Source organism: Chitinophaga sp. (assembly GCF_035538455.1).
Lineage (GTDB): Bacteria > Bacteroidota > Bacteroidia > Chitinophagales > Chitinophagaceae > Chitinophaga.
In genome coordinates this window covers 1-22,543 of record NZ_DATLKJ010000177.1, presented here as the reverse complement: position 1 = coordinate 22,543, position 22,543 = coordinate 1, and the positions used below count along the sequence as shown (strand labels likewise).

Sequence of the window (22,543 nt, the reverse complement as noted above, 5' to 3'; positions counted from 1 at the left end):
GTGACTAACCTTTATAGTATGGCAGAATATCTTTTTCAGGCTGTTTCGTTTTTCCCGGAAGTGGTACGTTGGTGCCTTTCATCAGGAATTCCCATCCAAAGCGGTTCTTGATGCTGTCAATTGCCTGGTATAATGCAATCATTTCCTGGCTGTCGTCGAACAGGCTGATCTGGTAATTGCCTTGTACGAGGTGACTGAAACGTATGCCTATTAGCCGTACGAGCTGCCGGCGGTCGTATAGTTTTTTAAAGAGTTCTTTTACTTTTTCCAGTAGTGTATGATCGGAGCAGCAGTAGGGAATGCTCATCTGTTTGGTGACCGTTTCGAAGTCGGAATAACGGATCTTCACGGTGACACAGCCTGTCAGTTTGTTCTGTTGTCGTAATTCGAACGCGATTTTTTCTGTCATGCGTACCAGTTCAGCGTGTAGAAATTCCATATCGATAGTATCTGCGGGAAATGTACTTTCTGTGGAGATGGATTTTTGTTCATAGTAGGGAACTACGGGAGATTCATCGATGCCATTGGCTTTTCTCCACAGTGAGATGCCGTTCTTGCCCATCCATGCTTCCAGCAGTGTGATGGGTACTTCGCTGAGTGTTTTCACTGTTTCGACGCCACGGCGGCGCAGCTGAGCAGCGGTTTCGCGGCCTACCATTGGAATTTTTTCGATGGCCAGCGGGGCAAGGAAAATTTTTTCGTTGCCGAAAGAGATCTCCATTTGTCCGTTGGGTTTGGCTTCGTCGGTGGCTACTTTTGATACTAGTTTGTTGGAGGCGAGGCCGAATGAAATGGGGAGTCCTGATTCGTGTATGATTTTTTCCCGCAGTTCGGTGGTCCATTTCATGGAGCCGAAATATTTGTCCATGCCGGAGATATCGAGGTAAAATTCATCGATGGATGATTTCTCATACAAGGGGGCATTGTCTGCGATGATGTCTGTTACTTCTCTGGATTTGCGGCTGTATGCTTCCATATCGCCGCGGCATATGATAGCGTGAGGGCAAAGCCGCAGCGCTGTTTTCATGGGCATGGCGGAATGTATGCCATAGCGCCGGGCTTCATAGCTGCAGGCGGCTACCACAGCACGGTCGCTGCTGCCGCCTACGAGCAATGGTTTTCCTTTCAGCCGGCTATCCCGCTGGCATTCTACCGATACAAAAAAGCAGTCCAGATCAAAATGCGCGATAGCGCGTTGTTGCAACGCAATCATAAACTTAAGGTTTACTGCCGGGCATAGGGCAATAAGGTGACTGTAGAGCCGGAAGCGATGCGGATGGCAGGCCGTGGGATAGAACCAGCGGGGATAGTAGTGAAACAGGGTCTGCCAGCCGGAATCACTTTTTGGCTTGGAGTGCTAAGATACTAATATTTTTAGTTTTACTAAATAAATTAGTAATATAAACAACGTTTTTTATCCCCATTGGCAATTTCAGTAACTTTGTTACAACATAACGGGCATGTATTATGTAGTTAGATAAGGACGATGGAAATGAAGGATGCTGTTGAGGAATGTTCATTTTAAAACTGTGGTTCCATGAAAAAGCCTATCATAACTAATGAATTACTGATTCTGGCCCTGTTGATCCTTCCTATGGCTTATCTTGCCATCGTCTGGAATAGTCTGCCAGCCATTATCCCCACTAATTTTAATGCAGGCGGGATTCCTGAGCGGGTAGGGGGGAAAAGTGAATTTCTGTTGCTGATGATCTTCCTGTTTTTTACCAATGCCCTTGTCTATTTTCTGTTCCGATATATCCCCAGAACGGAGGAGTCTTCCTACACTACACCTAACATTGATCAGCGGGATTATTACCGTATACGTTTCCTGATCCACATTTGCATGGCAGTTTTCACTTGTATCATCATATTTATGGTAAGCCAGGGCCGGTCTTTTGTAATGGAGCGTTGGGCATTTCTGGGGGTAGGAGTGCTAATAGGCGGCATTGGGTATTATCTGCGGAAGCTGGAGCCTAATCATTATGTAGGGATCAGAACTCCATGGACGCTAATGAGCAGTGATATATGGAAGGAGACGCATCGCATGGCCAGTACATTATGGTTAAGTACTGGTATTGTAATTATTATATCAGGTTTTTTTCTGCCGCTGGTCACAGGTGTTTTCATTGTTATATTTGTATCAGTAATATTGGCGGCATTACCGTATATTTACTCATTCCGTTTGTACAACAAGGATAAAGGGTAACGACAAACCAGCAATTATTATAGTGGTCAATCGATAAAAAAATAATGGCGGCTCTGACAAGGCCGCCATTGTATTTTATGAAGTTGGTGTATTGGAATGTTTATATCCAGCCTTTGCCCAGTGCGGCACGGAACGGCCAGGGTGTTAGGATGAGCACGAGGAGCAATGCAATACCGTAGAAAATCAGCGCCAGTTTATGTTTCTGGGCATCGGAGGCAGCTTTCTTTACTTTGGCTTTACCAACATGTACCAGTATGAATGCCAGGATGGCCAGCGTTTCGTGTTCTACTGTGAAAAATCTCAGGGTGGAGTTTTTCATGGCAGCGCCCATATCAGCGAGGCCTGTTTTAGCGATATCGCTGAAGAAGAAATACAATGCCAGACCTACGAGGAGTTGGAGGTCAAAGAAAATCATGAAGAAAAGCCCTGCCTTGTTATCGGCACCAGTAAAGGGTGTTTTCCCGTTAACGCCTTTCAGTGCGCGGATAACAGCCCATATCCCTGCAAGTACTATTGCCCACCTTAATAACGAATGTATAAGTAACATAATAAGTTGATTTTACCGGACAAAAATAAGTGAAGCGTCTCGAATATATTTGGGAATTTATAAAAATAATTGCTAATTTTGTTAGCAAGGTACTAAATTATTTAGGTTATGTCCGTAGTATGCCAGAATTTGAAATACCTGCGTAAGCAAAAAGGCTGGACGCAGCAAGAGTTTGCCGATAAACTGGGCATCAAGCGTTCACTGCTGGGTGCATACGAGGAAGAGCGTGCAGAGCCGCGAACGGAGGTACTGGAACAGGTCAGTGATATGTTCCGTGTTTCTATTGATGATCTGCTCCGTCGTGATCTCGGCTCACAGAAGGATAGTTTCCTGGAGAAACGCCGCCAGCAGAAGCTGGGGAGCTCCCGTCAGGCCATCCAGTTTGTGCCGGTTAAGGCTGCCGCCGGTTACCTGGCTGGTTATAACGATGATGAGTTCATCGAGGAGCTGAACACCTTTACGTTGCCTATGCTGGGCGCCGGGGATTACCGTGCATTTGAAATAGCCGGAGATTCGATGTTGCCAGTCACTTCGGGTTCTGTAATTGTCTGTCATAAAATAGATGGCTGGGAAGAGATTAAGAATAATGAAACTTATATAGTGGTCACTTCCCGTGGAGGGATTGTTTTTAAGCGTGTGTTGAAGAGTAACCGCAGTAAATCCAGGATTACCCTGGTGTCAGACAATCCTCAGTTTGAACCTTATCCGGTGGAGATGGAAGATGTGCTGGAACTTTGGCAATCAGATGCTGTCATCAGCAAGGCAGGTCAGCAGAGCCGTATGAGTGTCAATCATTTGGCAGATATGGTGAGCCATCTGCAGGACCAGGTAAGCCTGCTGAAAAAGAAACTGAAAGATTAATTTTGATCCTCTTTTGGTTTTTATCAAATCTTATAATATCTTTGCGTTCCTAAAAATAAGAGGCAAAAATTATGTTGATAATTGATTCTAAAGATTGCGAAAACATAGACAAAGCGCTTAAGAAATACAAGAAGAAGTTCGAAAAAGCTCGCATTCTGCTGCAGCTGAGAGCGCGTCAGTCTTATACCAAACCATCTGTTAAACGTCGTAATGAGGTATTGAAAGCCGTTTACAAACAACAGCTGGCTTCTGGTAAATTAGAAGATTAATTTTGTCTTACCCCTCCAAGGGGTGGCAACTCAAAATATTTGATGATTGTAAGGTTATTTAATAACTTTACAATCATCAATCTTTTTGCGTTGAACGAAGAACTATATTCCCAGGCCGAGCGATTCATCTCCTACCTTCAGCTCGAAAAGCGATATTCAGGACATACCTGTACAGCCTATCGTAATGACCTGTTTCAATTTTTTGATTTTATTACACTCACATATGGCGGCACTTCTATGGCCGACATCACGCATGTGATGATCCGGAGCTGGTTGGCGAAGCTGATGGAAGAAGCCATAACAGCCAAAAGTGTGAACCGGAAAATCTCCACTCTGAAATCTTTCTATAAGTTCTGTTTGCAGCAGCAGTTGATTAAGCAGTCGCCCATGCTGAAAGTAGTGGCGCCAAAGATCAGTAAGCGCTTGCCTGGATTTATTGAGGAGAAAGGGATGCGTGCACTGGAGGATAATCGTAGCCCGGTGTCTGTAACCTCGCTTCATATCTTCTCTGACAATTTTGAGGGTGTTACACATCGGTTGATATTTGAGATCTTTTACCAGACGGGTGTCCGCCTGTCAGAGCTGATTGCGTTGGAGGAGCGGAAGATTGACAGCAGTAGTCTGACTCTTAAAGTGATGGGGAAGGGTGGTAAAGAGCGTATTATTCCGATCAACACGAAACTCATGGAACAGATAAGTGCCTATGCAGCGCTGAAGAGGAGTACGCTGGAAGGATTTGATCCTGGTGTGCTGCTGGTGCATCCGGCGAGCGGCAAGCGTTTGTATCCCAAATATGTTTACCTGACTGTACGCCGTTATCTTACGGAGCATCAAATTACTACACTGAAGAAAAAGAGCCCGCATGTATTACGCCATACTTTTGCTACGCATCTTACCAACAATGGTGCGGATCTTAATGCAGTAAAGGAGTTGTTGGGGCATGCAAGTCTTGCTGCCACGCAGGTATACACGCATAATACGATAGAGAAGCTGAAGGCGGTGTATAAGCAGGCGCACCCTAAGGCATAAGTGTTCATTCTTCTTTTTAACAAAAATTTTCACACTGAAATAGCATGGCATTGCAAAAGTGAGTATATTAGTAATAAGTTCTTTCACATTAAACGAGAATGCCTATGACCATAGTTTACTAATTAGAACCTAGATTGTTAAATATTTAAAAAAATAGTGCTATGAACGTTCAAATTCAAACTGTGCATTTCGATGCTGATTCAAAACTGATTGATCACGTGAATAAAAAGCTGCAGAAATTGAGCACTTTTCATGACCGGATAGTCAGTGTGGATGTATTTTTAAAGTTGGATAACTTAGCGCATCAGATTAAAGATAAAATTGCCGAAATAAGAGTACGTATACCCCGTCAGGATCTCTTTGTGAAGCATGAGTCCAAGTCCTTCGAAGAGTCCTTTGATCTGGCATTTGACTCTCTCGTGAGCCAGGTTAAAAAACAAAAGGAAAAGAAATTTCAATAATTTTCTGAAATAATTTTGGAAATATTAATCTCTTTGCTACCTTTGCCATCCCGATTCAAAAAGGGAGTCGGTAAAGGTAGCAAAGTTCTTTATGGTAGGGCGTTTTAGGCGAAACAAATAAATTAAAAAATATCTGTTACGAACTGAAAAAAAAGATTTTGAGAATTGAAATTTTCTCTTAATTTTGCGCTCTCTTTTAAGGGACATACTTTAAGAGATTGTTTTTTGAAAGATGCCAGCATAGCTCAGTTGGCCAGAGCTACTGATTTGTAATCAGTGGGTCGGGGGTTCGAATCCCTCTGCTGGCTCATCGATTTTAAGTTTTCTCATATGTTGATTTGAGATGGTGGGAAACGAATAAGATCTGAAAATGTTAGGGCAGGTTCCAGAGTGGCCAAATGGGGCGGACTGTAAATCCGCTGTCTACGACTTCATAGGTTCGAATCCTATCCTGCCCACCCAAACGGCCTGTTCCGCTTTTGCCCTTTGCAGAGGCGGAACATAGTTGTTGAGAGGAGGGGGAGTTATCGGTAGAAATTGCCCTGTGCCCTGTGTTACAACAGCCTTTTAATGTTCTTTTATTTATTCTGTAATTCATAGGCACTGTGAGGTGTTTATAGGGTTTAAAGTAATTATGCGGGAGTAGCTCAGTTGGTAGAGCGACAGCCTTCCAAGCTGTAGGTCGCGGGTTCGAACCTCGTCTCCCGCTCGCATAATGATTTCAAGCTGTTGTAGCTCAGGGGTAGAGCACTTCCTTGGTAAGGAAGAGGTCGAGAGTTCAATTCTCTTCAACAGCTCCATGAATTTTAGAAGAGACGATTAGTTGTAGTGAGGACATATCGCATCAACACACTCCATAAGATTCGAATTTCGGGATTCGAATTTTTCAATTCCCACTCCGAAATTAAACTTAGCGTTGTAGCTCAATGGTTGAGCGTTCCGGACCAGTTCCGGGAAGGGCGTGAGTTCAATTCTCATCAACGGTACAAGTTTGTAAAACCGTTTTTTTAAAACAACTATCAATACAATCTTTACAAACCATCTAAAAAGAAAATACAATGGCAAAAGAAACCTTTAAGCGGGATAAACCCCACTTAAACATTGGTACCATCGGCCACGTGGACCACGGTAAAACTACCTTGACTGCTGCCATTACCACCATTCTGGCAAACAAGGGTCTGGCTGAGAAGAGAGGTTATGATGAGATCGATGCTGCTCCTGAAGAAAAAGAAAGAGGTATCACTATCAATACAGCTCACGTTGAGTATCAGACGGTTAATCGTCACTATGCTCACGTTGACTGCCCTGGTCACGCTGACTATGTAAAAAACATGATCACCGGTGCTGCCCAGATGGACGGTGCTATCCTCGTGGTTGCCGCTACAGATGGTCCTATGCCACAAACTAGAGAGCACATCCTGCTGGCTCGCCAGGTAGGTGTACCTCGTATCGTAGTATTCATGAACAAAGTTGACCTGGTTGACGATCCGGAACTGCTGGAGCTGGTTGAGATTGAAATCCGTGACCTGCTGACTTCCAACGGCTTTGATGGTGATAACGTTCCTGTAATCCAGGGTTCTGCTACCGGCGCACTGGCTGGTGAGGCTAAATGGGTTGAGGCTATCGATAAACTGATGGACGCTGTTGACACTTACATTCCGCTGCCTCCTCGTCCGGTTGATCAGCCGTTCCTGATGTCTGTAGAAGACGTATTCTCTATCACAGGTCGTGGTACTGTTGCTACTGGTCGTATCGAGCGCGGTCGTATCAAAGTTGGTGAAAACGTTGAGATCGTTGGTCTGCAGGCTGAGTCAATGAAATCTACCTGTACAGGTGTTGAAATGTTCAAAAAACTGCTGGACGAAGGTGAAGCAGGTGATAACGCTGGTCTGTTGCTGCGTGGTATTGAGAAAACTCAGATCAAACGTGGTATGGTTATCTGCCAGCCAGGTTCTATCACTCCTCACACTGAATTCAAATGCGAAGTATACGTACTGAGCAAAGAAGAAGGTGGCCGTCACACTCCGTTCTTCAACAAATACCGTCCTCAGTTCTACTTCCGTACAACTGACGTAACTGGTGAAGTTGAATTACCTGCAGGTGTTGAAATGGTTATGCCTGGTGATAACGTTTCTCTGACTATCAAATTGATCCAGCCTATCGCTATGGACAAAGGTCTGAAATTCGCTATCCGTGAAGGTGGTCGTACAGTAGGTGCTGGTCAGGTTACTGAAATCCTGAAATAAGCATCACATAATATTGTAGCCATTAGCTTTTAGCTTCAGTATTTATTTAATATATTTGCTGGCTCAACAGCTAAATGCTAATGGCTCACACACGGGTATGGTGCAATGGTAGCATACGGGTCTCCAAAACCTTTGATCTGGGTTCGAATCCTAGTACCCGTGCAAGGTTAATTAAGAATTAAATGGTTGAATTGTTGTTATTAATAAAATAGAACAATTCAACCATTTTTAGGCTTTTAACAATTGACCATAAAAAGTTAACTTAGTAGAATGAATAAAATCAGAAACTACTTCCGCGAGTCTTATCATGAATTGGTATACAAGGTGTCCTGGCCTACCTGGCAGGAACTCCAGTCTTCTACTATGGTGGTACTGATAGCAACTGTTGTTGTTACCTTCATGGTGTGGGGTATGGATGCCGCCTCCAATTTTGTGTTAACACACTATTACGAGATATTCAACAAAACTAGATAAATGGATGCAGCCAATATTCCTGCTCAGGAAACAAAGTGGTATGTACTCCGCGTTGTTAGTGGCAAGGAAAAGAAAGTGAAGGAATACCTGGATATCGAAGTACGCCGTTCCGACTGGGGTAGCGTAATCACACAGGTTTTTCTGCCGGTAGAAAAGGTTTATAAAGTGCAGGCTGGTAAGAAGGTGATGCGCGAGAAAAACTTCTATCCCGGTTATGTGATGATTGAAGCCATAGATGGCAAAATGACCGATGACGTAATCCAGGCTATCCGCAACGTGTCCGGGGTAATACACTTCCTGGGTAAAGAAAAACCCATCGCACTGCGTAAGGCAGAGGTGAACAAAATGTTAGGTAAGGTGGACGAGCTGAGTGATCAGGGCCTGACTATGAGTGAGCCGTTTATCGTTGGAGAAACCATCAAAATCATCGATGGTCCGTTCAATGACTTCAACGGTGTGATCGAAGAAGTGATCGAAGACAAAAAGAAGCTGAAAGTTACAGTGAAGATCTTCGGCCGCGCTACTCCTGTAGAACTTAACTTCATGCAGGTAGAGAAATTAGCTTAACCTTCGTTATATTTTAATATACTTTATTGAAAGCGTTCCGGTAACACGGAACGCTTTTTATTTTTACCCTTTCCTGAAACATTTATCCTTAAATGATGAAATATGTAACCTGCAGTGTCGTCCTGATGACAATGACACTTACCCTTGCAGCTCAGTCCTCAAAGAAGCCTGTTATTAAACCGCAACCAGCTGTAGTTACTACTATCCCTATTCCGGATTCAGCCACCCGTTCAGCTGCCAGTATTGCGGGCTACCTGACTGCACATACCACAGATCAGAAAGTGCTGTTGCAGTCGTTATATGGTTGGATGGCTAATCATATCAGTTATGATGTAGTGAACACTTATCAGCCTGATTATTATAAAGACACTGCAGATGCAGTTAATAAAACTCTCAGGACCAGATCGGCGGTATGTCAGGGTTATGCTTCTTTGTTTATGGCTGTTTGCCGTAGTGCAGGTATCCCCGCGTGGCTTGTATCAGGCTACACGGTTGTGAATGGCCGGCAACAGGGTGCCAGTCATGCCTGGGTAGCAGTGTTTGTGGATGGCCAGTGGAAATTAGCCGACCCTACATGGGGTGCGGGGTATCTGACCAATAACAAATTTGTACAGCACACAGACTGGAAGCATTTTCTACAGTCGCCAGCGGTATTTATAAAAACACATGTGCCTTTTGATCCTTTGTTTCAGATGTCAGACCATCCGTTCCGGCATGATGAGATCCGGGATAACCGGCTTACAGAAGCAGCAAGCCGTCCGGTATTTGCCTATAGGGACACGCTGGCTGCATTTGCGGCGCGGGATGAGTATGCCCGTATTCAGAATATGGCGATAAGAATCCAGCAATATGGAGTTACCAATCAGCTGATCACTACCGAGCTTACTAACCTGATCAATTATATGAGAGTGGAAGAAACGAACAGGGTTAATGCGAGTACGGTTGCAAAACACAACCAGTGGGTGGATAAAATCAATCGTAGCAGTCACCTGTATAATGAGGTGGTTAACAGCTTTAATGAGTATGTACAGTACAAGAACAGGCAGTTTTCCCCATCGAGACCGGATGGAGAGATACGGGACTGGATTGATGGAATAGCTGTGAAACTGGCTGATACGGAGAAGCTGCTGAACGAAGTGGCGGTTCAGGATGAGTCGTTGAAGCGGAATGCGAATGAGATCAGAGCTGCGGCGAGGAGTCTGGAGAAGCGGGTGGCGGATGAGCAGGCGTTTGTAATGAGATATATAAAGACGGGAAGGTTGTTCAGGAAGACCTTATTTTATAAAACGGCATTTTAGGTGTACCTTTGCAAGCTTCGGAATATAGGGGAAAAATTCCTGAAATGCAATGGATTTGTAAAAAAAAAGATCTGTCTAAGCAAAAAGGATGCCCAAATTCAAATTGTTTTTGTCAATTTCATATTATTATATACCTTTGCATCCCCTTTAAAAGGTTATTTCGGTTCCTTTTAGTTTTGGGAGTTCTCTGCTCTGTAGAGGACGTTTTAACCAAATTAAATCAAAAAGTAATGGCAAAAGAGATCGCAACGTACGTGAAATTGCAGGTAAAAGGCGGCCAGGCCAATCCTGCACCTCCAATTGGTCCCGCACTGGGTTCCAAAGGTGTGAACATCATGGAGTTCTGCAAACAATTCAATGCCCGTACCCAGGATAAAATGGGTAAAGTATTGCCTGTATTGCTGACCGTTTACACTGACAAATCCTTCGACTTCGTAATTAAAACTCCTCCTGCGGCGGTTCAGTTGCTGGAGGCGGCGAAATTACAGAGTGGTTCAAAAGAACCTAACCGTAATAAGGTGGGTAAAGTGACCTGGACTCAGGTAGAAGCAATTGCTCAGGATAAGATGACTGACCTGAACTGCTTTACACTGAACAGCGCCATGAAAGTGGTTGCCGGTACTGCTCGTAGCATGGGTATTACTGTTGATGGTAAAGCCCCTTGGGAAAACTAATTGTTTCACCCTGTTAAGGCAGGAACTTTAAATCATTCTGAAAAATGGCAACGAAAAAAAGAAAAGTAGCTCAGGCAAAGGTGGACAAAAATAAGGAGTACACCCTGAAAGAGGCTGCAAACTTAGTTAAAGATATTAACTGTACTAAATTCGACAGTTCTGTCGATTTACATATCCGCTTAGGCGTAGATCCTAAGAAAGCAGACCAGGCTATCCGTGGTTCCGTAACGCTTCCACACGGTACTGGTAAAACCAAACGCGTTCTGGTGCTTTGCACTCCTGACAAAGAAGCTGCTGCTAAAGAAGCAGGTGCTGATTTTGTAGGTCTGGACGAATTCATCCAGAAGATTGAAAGCGGTTGGACAGAAATCGATGTTATCGTGGCAACTCCTGCAGTTATGCCTAAAATCGGTAAACTGGGTAAGATCTTAGGTCCTCGTAACCTGATGCCGAACCCTAAAACCGGTACTGTTACTAACGATGTAGCTGCAGCAGTGACTGAAGTAAAAGGTGGTAAAATTACCTTTAAGGTTGACAAAGCTGGTATCATTCACGCTTCTATCGGCCGTGTTTCCTTTGCTTCCGATAAAATTGAACAGAACTCTCAGGAGCTGATCAATGCTATTATTAAGCTGAAACCAGCGACTGCAAAGGGCACATACCTGAAAGGTCTGTCTATGGCCAGCACTATGAGCCCTGGTATTGCAATTGACACTAAATCTGTTCAAAACTAATTGATCACGAGTGTGTAGCTCTTAATCCGCAAGGACGGGGCTTGCTACAAACGTTATAATATGAATAAAGATCAAAAAAATGAAGTGATTGAGCTGCTGAAAAGTAAGTTCTCTCAATATAGCAACTTCTATATCACTAACACCGAATCATTAACGGTAGCGCAGGTTAATAACCTGAGGAAAGTATGCTTCGACAAGAAGGTGGAAATGAAGGTGGCAAAGAACACCCTGATCCGCAAGGCACTGGAATCACTGGACAGCGAGAAATACGCTGGTATATTTGATGCTTTGCACGGTGTAACTGCCCTGATGTTCTCTGACAGCCCGAAAGAGCCAGCTGTGATCATCTCTTCATTCCGTAAGGAAAATAACAAACTGGAGAAACCTGTACTGAAGGCTGCTTTTGTAGGTGAAGAACTCTACATTGGCGACAACCAGCTGGTTAATCTGACTAAGATCAAGACCAAGAACGAGCTCGTTGGCGAAGTTATTGGCCTCCTGCAATCTCCTGCAAAACGCGTTATTGCTGCTTTGCTGGAAAAAGGCAAGAAAGAGGAAGGCGCAGAAGCTCCTGCAGCCGAATAATCACAGCAATTGGCCTGCTACGGCTTATGCCTGGTGGCCGAAAGCTCACAAAACTGGCTTCCAAGTCACAATATAATTAACAAACATTACAAACATTACATTAAAACATTATAAAATGGCAGACGTAAAAGCATTAGCCGAACAATTAGTAGGTTTAACTGTTAAGGAAGTACAAGAACTCGCAGACGTACTGAAAAATGAGTACGGTATTGAACCAGCTGCTGCAGCAGTAGTTGTTTCTGACGGTGGTGGCGGAGCTGCTGCTGCTGAAGAAAAAACTGCATTCAACGTAGTTCTGAAATCTGCTGGTGCCAGCAAACTGAACGTTGTTAAGGTTGTTAAAGACCTGACCGGTCTGGGTCTGAAAGAGGCGAAAGAACTGGTTGACGGCGCTCCTAAATCAGTGAAAGAAGGCGTAAGCAAAGCAGAAGCAGAAGATCTGAAAGCTAAGCTGACTGAAGCTGGTGCTGACGTTGAAATTCAGTAATTCTTTGCTTAGTATACATCTTTTAAGGTCAAAAGTGCCTCCGCACTTTTGGCCTTATTCCCTTTGGGAAAGTGTCTTTTTCAGAGAGTCAAAATAGGGAATCACTATTAAGGTGACTTTGACAATGTGCAGAAGGCAAATTATTAGGATGGAATATTGGTAAAGAAATCTTAATTTCCCTAATTCTTACAAGTCATATAACTGCTAACTTCGAATATGTCTCTAAAAAAAGCCCAAACAAGCGAAAGAGTAAATTTTGGAAAGATCAAACAAGTTACTGAGACACCGGATCTGTTGGCTATCCAAATCCAATCTTTCAAGGATTTCTTCCAATTAGAAACCACACCAGACAAGCGAAATAACGAAGGCCTTTTTAAAGTGTTTAAAGAGAACTTTCCGATTACTGATACCCGCAATATCTTTAATCTGGAGTTTCTCGACTATTTCGTTGATCCTCCGCGCTACACCATCGAGGAATGTATTGAACGTGGGCTGACTTATTCTGTACCGTTGAAGGCGAAACTCCGCCTCAGCTGTAACGATGAGGAGCATGTGGATTTTCAGACTATTGTGCAGGACGTGTTCTTAGGTAACATTCCTTACATGACCCCAAGAGGAACTTTCGTTATAAATGGTGCTGAGCGCGTAGTTGTATCCCAGCTGCACCGCTCTCCTGGTGTTTTCTTTGGTCAATCTGTTCACCCGAACGGAACGAAGATCTACTCTGCAAGGGTAATCCCGTTCAAAGGGGCATGGATGGAGTTTGCAACGGACATCAATAACGTGATGTACGCTTACATTGACCGTAAGAAGAAATTCCCGGTTACTACGCTGTTGCGTGCCATCGGCTATGAAACAGATAAAGACATTCTGCAGCTGTTTGGCATGGCAGATGAAGTTAAAGCAGACAAGAAAAGTCTTGATAAATATGCCGGCAAAAAGCTGGCTGCCCGCGTATTGAGAAGCTGGGTAGAAGACTTTGTGGATGAAGACACCGGTGAGGTAGTGAGCATCGAGCGTAACGAAATCATGCTGGAGCGCGATAGCATTCTGGACGAGGCGAACATCGAGACCATCGTAGACATGGGCCTGAAGAGCGTTTTCGTACAGAAGGAAGAGGTGAGCGGTGATTTCTCTATCATCTACAATACATTAAATAAGGATACATCCAACTCTGAACTGGAAGCCGTTCAGCACATCTACCGCCAACTGCGTGGTGCCGATGCGCCGGATGATGAAACAGCAAGGGGTATCATCGATAAATTATTCTTCTCCGACAAACGTTATGACCTCGGAGATGTAGGCCGTTACAAAATCAACAGGAAACTGGGTCTGACCACTCCGCTCGACATGAAAGTGTTGACGAAGGATGACATCATTTCCATCATCAAGTACCTGGTGCAGCTGACCAACGGTAAAGCAGAGATCGACGATATCGATCACCTGAGCAACCGTCGTGTACGTACTGTGGGTGAGCAGTTGTATGCTCAGTTTGGTGTTGGTCTGGCCCGTATGGCCCGTACCATCCGTGAAAGGATGAACGTACGTGATAACGAGGTATTCACACCGGTAGATCTGATCAATGCCAGGACACTGTCTTCCGTGATCAACTCCTTCTTCGGTACCTCTCAGTTGTCACAGTTCCTGGATCAGACAAACCCGCTGTCTGAAATCACACATAAACGTCGTATCTCCGCTCTCGGTCCCGGTGGTCTTAGCCGTGAAAGAGCAGGCTTTGAGGTGCGTGACGTTCACTACAGCCACTATGGCCGTCTGTGTACTATTGAAACACCGGAAGGTCCGAACATCGGTCTGATTTCCACGCTCTGCGTACACGCGAAAGTGAACGAAATGGGCTTCATCGAAACTCCTTACCGTAAGGTAAAAGAAGGTCGTGTGGATATGAACAAAGTGGAATTCCTGAGCGCTGAGGAAGAAGATACTGTGAAGATCGCGCAGGCCAACGCTCCACTGGATGACAAAGGCAACTTCCTGAATGATAAAATTAAATCACGTGAAACCGGCGACTTCCCGATCCTGGACAAACAGGAAGTGGAGTTCATGGACGTAGCGCCTAACCAGATCGTAGGTCTGAGTGCATCGCTGATTCCGTTCCTGGAGCACGATGACGCCAACCGTGCGTTGATGGGATCAAACATGCAACGTCAGGCGGTACCTTTGCTGAATCCAGAAGTACCTATTGTTGGTACTGGTCTGGAAGCAAAAGCTGCACGCGACTCCCGTCTGCAGATCACTGCTGAAGGAAAAGGTGTGGTTGAGTTTGTAGATGCAAGAGAGATCCACGTTCGTTACGAGCGTGATGAGCTCCAGAAACTTGTGAGCTTCGAAGACGACCTGGTGATATATAACCTGACCAAATTCGTTAAGACCAACCAGAGCACCTGTATTAACCTCAGACCTTGTGTGAAGAAAGGTCAGCGCGTAGAGGTGGGCGACTTCTTAACGGAAGGTTACGCTACCCGCGGTGGTGAGCTGGCACTGGGACGTAACATGAAAGTGGCGTTCATGCCCTGGAAAGGTTACAACTTTGAAGATGCGATCGTAATCTCTGAGCGTGTTGCACGTGAGGACCTCTTTACTTCCATCCACATTGACGAATATGAACTGGAAGTGCGTGACACTAAACTGGGCGAAGAAGAACTGACTCCGGATATTCCGAACGTGAGCGAAGAAGCAACCAAGGATTTGGACCAGAACGGTATTATCCGCGTTGGTGCACACATTAAGGAAGGTGATATCCTGATCGGTAAGATCACTCCGCGTGGTGAATCTGATCCTTCACCTGAAGAGAAACTGTTGAGAGCGATCTTTGGTGACAAGGCTTCTGATGCGAAAGATGCGTCTCTGAAAGCACCTCCATCAACTGAAGGTGTGGTGATCGATAAGAAACTGTTCAGCCGTGCGAAGAAGGATAAGAACTCCAAGACCCGCGAAAAGGCAGCTATCGAGAAACTGGAGAAAATACACCAGAAGAACACAGAAGACCTGCTGGAAGTGCTGATGAGCAAACTGCTGGTATTGCTGAAGGATAAAACATCCCAGGGCGTTACCAACACTTATGGTGAAGTGCTGATCTCCAAAGGTTCTAAGTTCTCTCAGAAAAACCTGGTGAACATTGACTTCATGAACGTGAATCCACTCGGCTGGACTACAGACGAAGTGACTAACGATCAGATCAACACATTGCTGCACAACTATAACATTAAATACAACGAAGAACTCGGTCGTTACAAACGCGAGAAGTTCAACATCTCTATAGGTGATGAACTGCCTGCAGGCGTACTGAAACTGGCGAAGGTTTACCTGGCCAGCAAACGTAAGCTGAAAGTAGGTGATAAAATGGCGGGACGTCACGGTAACAAGGGTATCGTTGCCAAGATCGTGCGTGATGAAGACATGCCGTTCCTGCAAGACGGTACACCACTTGACATCGTACTGAACCCGCTGGGGGTACCTTCCCGTATGAACCTTGGACAGATCTACGAAACCGTATTAGGTTGGGCTGGTCTGAAACTGGGTGTACGTTTTGCTACTCCAATCTTCGACGGTGCAACTACCGAAGAAATAGCCAATTATATCAATGAAGCAGGTCTGCCAAGCTTTGGCCACACTTATCTGTATGATGGTGAAACCGGAGACCGTTTCCACCAGAAAGCAACCGTAGGTGTTATCTACATGCTGAAACTGAGCCACATGGTGGATGATAAGATGCACGCCCGTTCTATCGGACCGTACAGTCTTATCACACAACAGCCGCTGGGTGGTAAAGCACAGTTCGGTGGTCAGCGTTTTGGTGAGATGGAGGTATGGGCACTGGAAGCATATGGTGCATCCAACATCCTGCAGGAGTTGCTCACAATTAAATCAGATGATATTGTAGGTCGTGCGAAAGCATACGAATCAATTGTGAAGGGTGATAACATACCGAAAGCCGGTGTGCCTGAATCCTTCAACGTATTGATCCACGAATTGCGTGGTCTGGGTCTGGATCTGAAATTTGACTAAAGAGCTTTTAGCTACCAGCCGTCAGCAATTGCGCTGATGGCTGATAGCTTGGATATTTTGCAGGAATAAAATTTTTGTCGCTGGCTTAACACCAACGGCTAACAGCTAAAAGCTAATTACAGATGGCTATCAAAAAAGAAAATCGTCCTAAATCAAATTTTAACAGCATTACCATCAGTCTGGCGTCTCCCGATGTAATTCTGGAGCGTTCTTACGGTGAAGTGCTGAAACCTGAAACCATCAACTACCGTACTTACAAGCCGGAACGTGATGGTTTATTCTGCGAAAGAATATTCGGACCCGTAAAGGATTACGAATGCTATTGCGGAAAATATAAGCGTATCCGTTATAAGGGTATTGTGTGTGACCGTTGTGGTGTGGAAGTAACAGAGAAGAAAGTACGTCGTGAAAGAATGGGCCATATTCGTTTAGTGGTTCCCGTTGTACACATATGGTATTTCAAATCGCTGCCTAACAAGATCGGTTACCTGCTGGGAATGTCTTCCAAAAAGCTGGAGACTATCGTTTACTACGAAAGATATGTAGTAATACAGGCAGGCGCTAAACAAGAGAAAGGTCTGAACTACGGAGACCTGCTTACTGAAGAAGAATACCTGGATATCCTGGATACTTTACCAAAAGACAATCAACTGTTGCCGGATGAAGATCCTAACAAGTTCATTGCCAGGATGGGTGCTGAAGCGGTGGAAATGATGCTGGCGCGTATTGATCTCGACAGTCTTTCTTACCAGCTCCGTAACCAGGCTGCTACCGAAACTTCCCAGCAGCGTAAGGCTGAGGCGCTGAAACGTCTGAGCGTTGTGGAAGCTTTCCGTGAAGCTAATACACGTGTAGAAAACCGTCCTGAGTGGATGGTAATGCAATATATTCCTGTGGTTCCACCAGAACTGCGTCCGTTGGTTCCTCTGGATGGTGGCCGTTTTGCGTCTTCCGACCTGAACGATCTGTACCGCAGGGTGATCATTCGTAACAACCGTCTGAAACGTCTGATCGAAATTAAAGCACCTGAGGTAATCCTGCGTAACGAAAAACGTATGTTGCAGGAAGCGGTAGACTCTCTGTTTGACAACAGCCGTAAATCTAACGCGGTGAAAGCGGAAGGTGGTCGTGCGCTGAAATCACTCTCTGATGTACTGAAAGGTAAACAGGGCCGTTTCCGTCAGAACCTGTTGGGTAAACGTGTGGACTACTCCGGTCGTTCTGTAATCGTGGTAGGTCCTGAACTGAAGCTGCATGAGTGTGGTTTGCCTAAAGATATGGCTGCGGAACTGTTCAAACCATTCATTATCCGTAAGCTGATAGAAAGAGGTATCGTTAAGACCGTGAAATCAGCGAAGAAGCTGGTAGATCGTAAAGAAGCCGTGGTTTGGGATATTCTTGAGAACGTGCTGAAAGGTCACCCGGTTCTGTTAAACCGTGCTCCGACGCTGCACCGTTTGTCCATCCAGGCATTCCAGCCTAAACTGGTGGAAGGTAAAGCGATACAGCTGCATCCGCTCGTGTGTTCTGCGTTCAACGCCGACTTTGACGGTGACCAGATGGCGGTACATGTGCCGCTGAGTAACGCAGCTATCCTTGAAGCACAGCTGCTGATGCTGTCTTCTCACAACATCCTCAACCCGCAGAATGGTACGCCCATTACCCTGCCTTCACAGGACATGGTGCTTGGTCTGTACTACATTACCAAGGGTAAAAAATCCACTGCTACTGAAATAGTGAGAGGAGAGGGTAAAGCATTCTACTCTGCTGAAGAAGTAATCATCGCGCTGAACGAAGACCGCATTGATCTGCATGCTCATATCCGCGTGAAAGCTGACGTGAGAAATGCAAACGGTGAGCTGGAGAAAAAACTGATCGAGACAACTGTAGGCCGCGTACTGTTCAACCAGTTCGTTCCTAAAGCTGCCGGTTATGTAAACGCCCTGCTGACCAAAAAATCACTGCGTGAAATCATCGGTGATATCATCAAAGCTACCAACATCCCATTAACTGCGAAGTTCCTGGACGACATCAAACAATTAGGTTTCCGTATGGCGTTCCGCGGTGGTCTGTCATTTAACATCAATGACCTGATCATCCCGGATGTTAAACAGGAAATGATTGATGGCGCTGCCGGTGAAGTTGACGAGGTTTGGGATAACTATAACATGGGTCTGATCACCAACAACGAGCGTTACAACCAGATCATCGATATCTGGAGCCGTGTGGATACCAAGGTGACAGAAACCCTGATCCGTGAGCTGGCAGCAGATAAGCAAGGTTTCAACTCAGTATATATGATGCTTGATTCCGGTGCCCGTGGTTCCAAACAGCAGATTAAACAGCTGGCTGGTATCAGAGGTCTGATGGCCAAGCCGCGTAAGAGTGGTTCTACTGGTTCTGAGATTATCGAGAACCCGGTATTGTCCAACTTTAAAGATGGTCTGAACGTATTGGAATACTTCATCTCTACGCACGGTGCCCGTAAGGGTCTTGCGGATACGGCGCTGAAAACAGCGGATGCGGGTTATCTGACCCGTCGTCTGGTGGACGTTGCCCAGGATGTGGTAATCAACGAAGAAGACTGTGGCACACTGCGTGGTATCGCGATCTCCGCACTGAAAGATAACGAAGAAGTGATCGAAACACTGTACGACCGTATACTTGGCCGTACATCCCTCCACGATGTATACGATCCTCATACAGAGGACCTGATCGTATCCGGCGGTGAGGAAATTACAGAAGACATCGCGCACAGGATTGATGCCAGCTCGATCGAAACTGTTGAAATCCGTTCCGTATTGACTTGCGAAAGCCGTCGTGGTGTGTGTGTGAAATGTTACGGTAAAAACCTCGCAACCGGTTATACTGCACAGAAAGGTGATGCTGTAGGTATCATCGCTGCTCAGTCCATCGGTGAGCCTGGTACACAGCTGACACTGCGTACCTTCCACGTGGGTGGTGTGGCTGGTTCTACTTCTGTTGAATCCGGCCTGGCTGCTAAGTTCGATGGTACTATCCAGTTCGATGGCTTACGTACAACCACCTACGAAAACAACGAAGGTGAAAAAGTACAGGTGGTTATCGGACGTACCGGTGAGCTTCGTATCATGGACGTGAAGAACGATCGTCTGCTCGTAACCAACAACATTCCTTACGGTTCTACCCTGCTCGTTAAAGACGGTCAGAAAGTAGCCAAAGGAGATCAGATCTGTACATGGGATCCATTCAACGCCGTGATCGTATCTGAAATCCCTGGTTCGATCCGTTTCGACAGCATCATAGAAGGTATTACTTACCGTGAAGAAGCTGACGAACAGACAGGTCACCGCGAGAAAGTGGTTATTGAAACAAAAGATAAAAACAAGATCCCTTCTATCTACGTAGAAGGTAATAAAGAGGTAAAATCTTACAACCTCCCGGTTGGTTCTCACATCGTTATCTCTGAAGGTGATAATGTAAGAGCTGGTCAGGTAATCGTGAAGATCCCTCGTGTAATTGGTAAACTGCGAGACATTACGGGTGGTCTGCCACGTGTAACGGAGTTGTTTGAAGCACGTAACCCAAGCAACCCTGCCATCGTTTCTGAAATTGACGGTGTGGTAGCATTCGGTAACATCAAACGTGGTAACCGTGAGATCATCATCGAAAGCCGCGAAGGTCAGATCAAGAAATACCTGGTGCCGCTGACGCGTCACATCCTTGTACAGGATGGTGACTTCGTGAAAGCCGGTACTCCGTTGTCCGACGGTTCTACCACTCCTGCAGACATCCTGGCTATTAAAGGTCCGTTTGCCGTTCAGGAATACCTGGTGAATGAGATCCAGGAGGTATACCGCTTACAGGGTGTGAAGATCAACGACAAACATATCGAGGTGATCGTTCGTCAGATGATGCGTAAAGTAAACATCGAAGATCCTGGAGATACACGCTTCCTGGAAGGCGATACCGAAGACAGGTTCGACTTCTTCGAAGAAAACGATATGATCTTTGATAAGAAAGTGGTAACTGAAGCAGGTGAATCAACAACACTGAAAGCAGGTCAGATTGTGACACTGCGCCAGGTACGTGAAGAGAACTCCCTCCTGCGCCGTGCAGATAAGAAACTGGTTGAATTCCGCGATGCAAGTCCGGCTACTTCCAGCCCGCTGCTGCAGGGTATTACTAAAGCGTCTCTGGGCACCCGCAGCTGGATCTCTGCCGCATCATTCCAGGAAACTACCAAGGTACTGTCTCAGGCAGCTATCAACGGTAAGATCGATGATATGATGGGTCTGAAGGAAAACGTGATCACTGGTCACCTGATTCCTGCCGGTACTGGTCTGCGTGAGTTTGAAAACATGATCGTAGGATCGAAGGAAGAATACGATATCCTCGCATCTTCTAAGGAAGTGTTCCAGTTTGATGAAGAAGAATAGTGCTTAACGCATTCATTCAATAATATTGTAAAGCCCTCCGTTATAACGGAGGGCTTTGCTTTTTGGGGATATGGAGATATATAAATTCCTGAATCGGGGAATCTCAGCGTCCTTAAATCCCCAAAGTCCCTTATTTTTGAGACTGTAAAACGTAACGGATTTCATGAAACAACTGATCCTTCCTGTTATTGCTGCTTTGTTAATCTTTGCGGCATGTAAAAAAAATAGTGACACCGACATCCCTGTAACCCGCTCCAGTTTTATGTTTTTCAATGGTGTGGAAGGTACGCAGTTCAAGGTGATGTTGGATACCAACGTGATTACTGATAAGGTAGCTTATTCAGAATATACTGCCTATAAGTCATTCAGAGCACAGAAGTATAACATATATCTGTATGAAGCAAATAACCCTACGCAACTTATCAATGGAGGAGAAATCAATCTGCGCAATAACCGTTATTTCTCTGCTTACCTGTTTCTGGACACGGCGCGGAAACAGTTACTGATGCGTACTACTGAAGATGACCTGACATCATTGGGAGAGGGCACCGGTAAATTCAGGGTGTTGAACATCAGCCAGACATACAAGCCGGATAAAAGCGCCATGAACATGGACGTGGTACGGATAAACAGCGTGAAAAGAGACACCGTGCGTTATGCAAGAGCTGTTTCATTTGCCACGCTGACGCCTTTTGGCGCATGGCCCGCCAACAGTGATGATTCCCTTTATTTCCGCTGGATAGATTCTACCGGAGTACTGAAACAGATACAGTTCCCGGTGCAGGCAGGCAAAGTATATACACTAGTTACAGCCGGAAACTTACTTGATCCCACCAAATTCAAGGTCTATACTATTCAGCATAATTAATCTCAATAGTTAAATCCACGCAAAAAATAAGTGCACCGAATGTGAAAATCCGGTAAAAGCCTTATTTTAGCCCTTCTATTTAAAAAACGTATTTAAAAAGAGTAATCTGCCTATCAACATGCGCATTCGTAATCAATTAGTGACAAAAGGATTTTTAGCGGCATTAGCAGCCGGTTTATTCATGTCCTGCCAGGGTAACAAAACAGGTAATAATGCACCTGCATCCGCTCCTGCTGCATCTGGCGCCACCAGTGCTCCCGCAGCAGCAGCTTTCAAAATTGCTTACGTAGATCTGGATTCACTGGAAACGCATTTTGAATACTTCAAGCAAAAAAAAGCTCAGCTGGAACAGAAGCAGAAGCAAATGGAAAACCAGGTGCAGGGCAAGGTACAGGCTTTGCAGAATGAGTATCAGGATCTGCAGCGTAAAGCATCCACACTAACCCAGGAGCAGGGCGAAACTGCACAACGTAGTCTGATGGCCAAACAGCAGCAACTGGAGCAGGAAGCACAGAACCTGCGCGCCTCTTATTCCAAACAGGAAGCTGAGTTCAATGAAGAGCTGCAGAAAAGACTGGACGATTTTCTTAAATCATACAACGCTGACAAGCGTTATGCTTTCATTTTCTCTTATCGTACAGGAGCCAGCAATATCCTTTACACTGATCCTTCCTACGATATTACAGCTGATGTAATCAAAGGGATGAATGCTGAGAAAGCAAAATAAGGCACGGGCCTTGAATAAAATAAATTGACTATCTTACTGGTCCCGGTTCTGAATATGAGCCGGGAC

19 protein-coding genes and 6 tRNA genes are annotated in these 22,543 nt (G+C 45.3%); 23 read left to right on the top strand and 2 right to left on the bottom strand.

Features of this window, described 5'->3' with window-relative positions; translation table 11 throughout:
• Positions 1 to 4: 4 nt before the first annotated feature.
• Positions 5 to 1,213 (bottom strand): DNA polymerase IV, encoded by a 1,209-nt coding sequence (gene dinB / locus VM802_RS21245; RefSeq protein WP_325534319.1) that lies wholly within the window; start codon positions 1,211 to 1,213, stop codon positions 5 to 7.
• A 324-nt stretch (positions 1,214 to 1,537) separates the two neighbouring features.
• On the opposite strand from dinB, the gene VM802_RS21240 reads away from it, so the two are divergent.
• The gene (locus VM802_RS21240; protein WP_325534317.1) at positions 1,538 to 2,206 is read left to right on the top strand and encodes an SdpI family protein; all 669 of its coding nucleotides are present in this window, start codon (positions 1,538 to 1,540) and stop codon (positions 2,204 to 2,206) included.
• Between the two features lie 100 nt (positions 2,207 to 2,306).
• Here VM802_RS21240 and VM802_RS21235 read toward each other — a convergent pair whose 3' ends face one another.
• Positions 2,307 to 2,753 carry a hypothetical protein gene (locus VM802_RS21235; RefSeq protein ID WP_325534315.1) on the bottom strand — a complete coding sequence of 149 codons (447 nt, stop codon included), beginning with the start codon at positions 2,751 to 2,753 and terminating at the stop codon, positions 2,307 to 2,309.
• Between the two features lie 108 nt (positions 2,754 to 2,861).
• Here VM802_RS21235 and VM802_RS21230 point away from each other — a divergent pair, with 108 nt between their 5' ends.
• From VM802_RS21230 to VM802_RS21125, 22 genes are all read left to right on the top strand, one after another.
• The gene (locus tag VM802_RS21230) at positions 2,862 to 3,614 is read left to right on the top strand and encodes an XRE family transcriptional regulator (protein ID WP_325534314.1); all 753 of its coding nucleotides are present in this window, start codon (positions 2,862 to 2,864) and stop codon (positions 3,612 to 3,614) included.
• A gap of 71 nt (positions 3,615 to 3,685) precedes the next feature.
• Entirely contained in the window at positions 3,686 to 3,883 is a 198-nt protein-coding gene (gene rpsU / locus VM802_RS21225) for a 30S ribosomal protein S21 (protein WP_325534312.1), read from the top strand.
• A 90-nt stretch (positions 3,884 to 3,973) separates the two neighbouring features.
• Positions 3,974 to 4,912, top strand: a complete 939-nt coding sequence (locus tag VM802_RS21220) for a tyrosine-type recombinase/integrase (RefSeq protein WP_325534310.1) — start codon at positions 3,974 to 3,976, stop codon at positions 4,910 to 4,912.
• A gap of 161 nt (positions 4,913 to 5,073) precedes the next feature.
• On the top strand, positions 5,074 to 5,373 hold the full coding sequence (gene hpf / locus VM802_RS21215; RefSeq protein WP_325534308.1) for a ribosome hibernation-promoting factor, HPF/YfiA family: 300 nt from the start codon (positions 5,074 to 5,076) through the stop codon (positions 5,371 to 5,373).
• Positions 5,374 to 5,607: 234 nt separating this feature from the next.
• A tRNA-Thr gene (locus tag VM802_RS21210) sits at positions 5,608 to 5,681 on the top strand.
• Between the two features lie 68 nt (positions 5,682 to 5,749).
• Positions 5,750 to 5,831: transfer RNA gene (locus VM802_RS21205), tRNA-Tyr, on the top strand.
• A 178-nt stretch (positions 5,832 to 6,009) separates the two neighbouring features.
• A tRNA-Gly gene (locus VM802_RS21200) sits at positions 6,010 to 6,082 on the top strand.
• 16 nt (positions 6,083 to 6,098) lie between these two features.
• Positions 6,099 to 6,173 (top strand) — tRNA-Thr (locus VM802_RS21195).
• 112 nt (positions 6,174 to 6,285) lie between these two features.
• A tRNA-Leu gene (locus VM802_RS21190) sits at positions 6,286 to 6,359 on the top strand.
• Between the two features lie 72 nt (positions 6,360 to 6,431).
• Positions 6,432 to 7,619, top strand: coding sequence for an elongation factor Tu (gene tuf / locus VM802_RS21185; protein ID WP_325534306.1), 1,188 nt, complete (start codon positions 6,432 to 6,434; stop codon positions 7,617 to 7,619).
• 91 nt (positions 7,620 to 7,710) lie between these two features.
• Positions 7,711 to 7,781: transfer RNA gene (locus VM802_RS21180), tRNA-Trp, on the top strand.
• Positions 7,782 to 7,889: 108 nt separating this feature from the next.
• A complete protein-coding gene (gene secE / locus VM802_RS21175; protein ID WP_325534304.1) occupies positions 7,890 to 8,093 on the top strand; it encodes a preprotein translocase subunit SecE in 204 nt (67 codons plus the stop codon).
• Positions 8,094 to 8,660 (top strand): transcription termination/antitermination protein NusG, encoded by a 567-nt coding sequence (gene nusG / locus VM802_RS21170; RefSeq protein ID WP_325534302.1) that lies wholly within the window; start codon positions 8,094 to 8,096, stop codon positions 8,658 to 8,660. It begins immediately after the preceding gene.
• A gap of 92 nt (positions 8,661 to 8,752) precedes the next feature.
• Complete coding sequence (locus VM802_RS21165) at positions 8,753 to 9,958, top strand: transglutaminase domain-containing protein (protein WP_325534300.1); 1,206 nt, start codon at positions 8,753 to 8,755, stop codon at positions 9,956 to 9,958.
• Between the two features lie 230 nt (positions 9,959 to 10,188).
• Entirely contained in the window at positions 10,189 to 10,632 is a 444-nt protein-coding gene (gene rplK / locus VM802_RS21160; RefSeq protein ID WP_325534298.1) for a 50S ribosomal protein L11, read from the top strand.
• A gap of 44 nt (positions 10,633 to 10,676) precedes the next feature.
• The gene (rplA, locus tag VM802_RS21155) at positions 10,677 to 11,366 is read left to right on the top strand and encodes a 50S ribosomal protein L1 (RefSeq protein WP_325534296.1); all 690 of its coding nucleotides are present in this window, start codon (positions 10,677 to 10,679) and stop codon (positions 11,364 to 11,366) included.
• A 60-nt stretch (positions 11,367 to 11,426) separates the two neighbouring features.
• On the top strand, positions 11,427 to 11,951 hold the full coding sequence (gene rplJ, locus VM802_RS21150) for a 50S ribosomal protein L10 (RefSeq protein ID WP_325534294.1): 525 nt from the start codon (positions 11,427 to 11,429) through the stop codon (positions 11,949 to 11,951).
• Positions 11,952 to 12,066: 115 nt separating this feature from the next.
• Positions 12,067 to 12,438 (top strand): 50S ribosomal protein L7/L12, encoded by a 372-nt coding sequence (rplL, locus tag VM802_RS21145; protein WP_325534292.1) that lies wholly within the window; start codon positions 12,067 to 12,069, stop codon positions 12,436 to 12,438.
• Between the two features lie 216 nt (positions 12,439 to 12,654).
• Positions 12,655 to 16,464 (top strand): DNA-directed RNA polymerase subunit beta, encoded by a 3,810-nt coding sequence (gene rpoB / locus VM802_RS21140; protein WP_325534290.1) that lies wholly within the window; start codon positions 12,655 to 12,657, stop codon positions 16,462 to 16,464.
• Positions 16,465 to 16,586: 122 nt separating this feature from the next.
• Positions 16,587 to 20,882, top strand: a complete 4,296-nt coding sequence (gene rpoC / locus VM802_RS21135; protein ID WP_325534288.1) for a DNA-directed RNA polymerase subunit beta' — start codon at positions 16,587 to 16,589, stop codon at positions 20,880 to 20,882.
• A 163-nt stretch (positions 20,883 to 21,045) separates the two neighbouring features.
• Positions 21,046 to 21,750 carry a DUF4397 domain-containing protein gene (locus VM802_RS21130; RefSeq protein WP_325534286.1) on the top strand — a complete coding sequence of 235 codons (705 nt, stop codon included), beginning with the start codon at positions 21,046 to 21,048 and terminating at the stop codon, positions 21,748 to 21,750.
• 118 nt (positions 21,751 to 21,868) lie between these two features.
• The gene (locus tag VM802_RS21125) at positions 21,869 to 22,477 is read left to right on the top strand and encodes an OmpH/Skp family outer membrane protein (protein ID WP_325534284.1); all 609 of its coding nucleotides are present in this window, start codon (positions 21,869 to 21,871) and stop codon (positions 22,475 to 22,477) included.
• Positions 22,478 to 22,543: the final 66 nt, after the last annotated feature.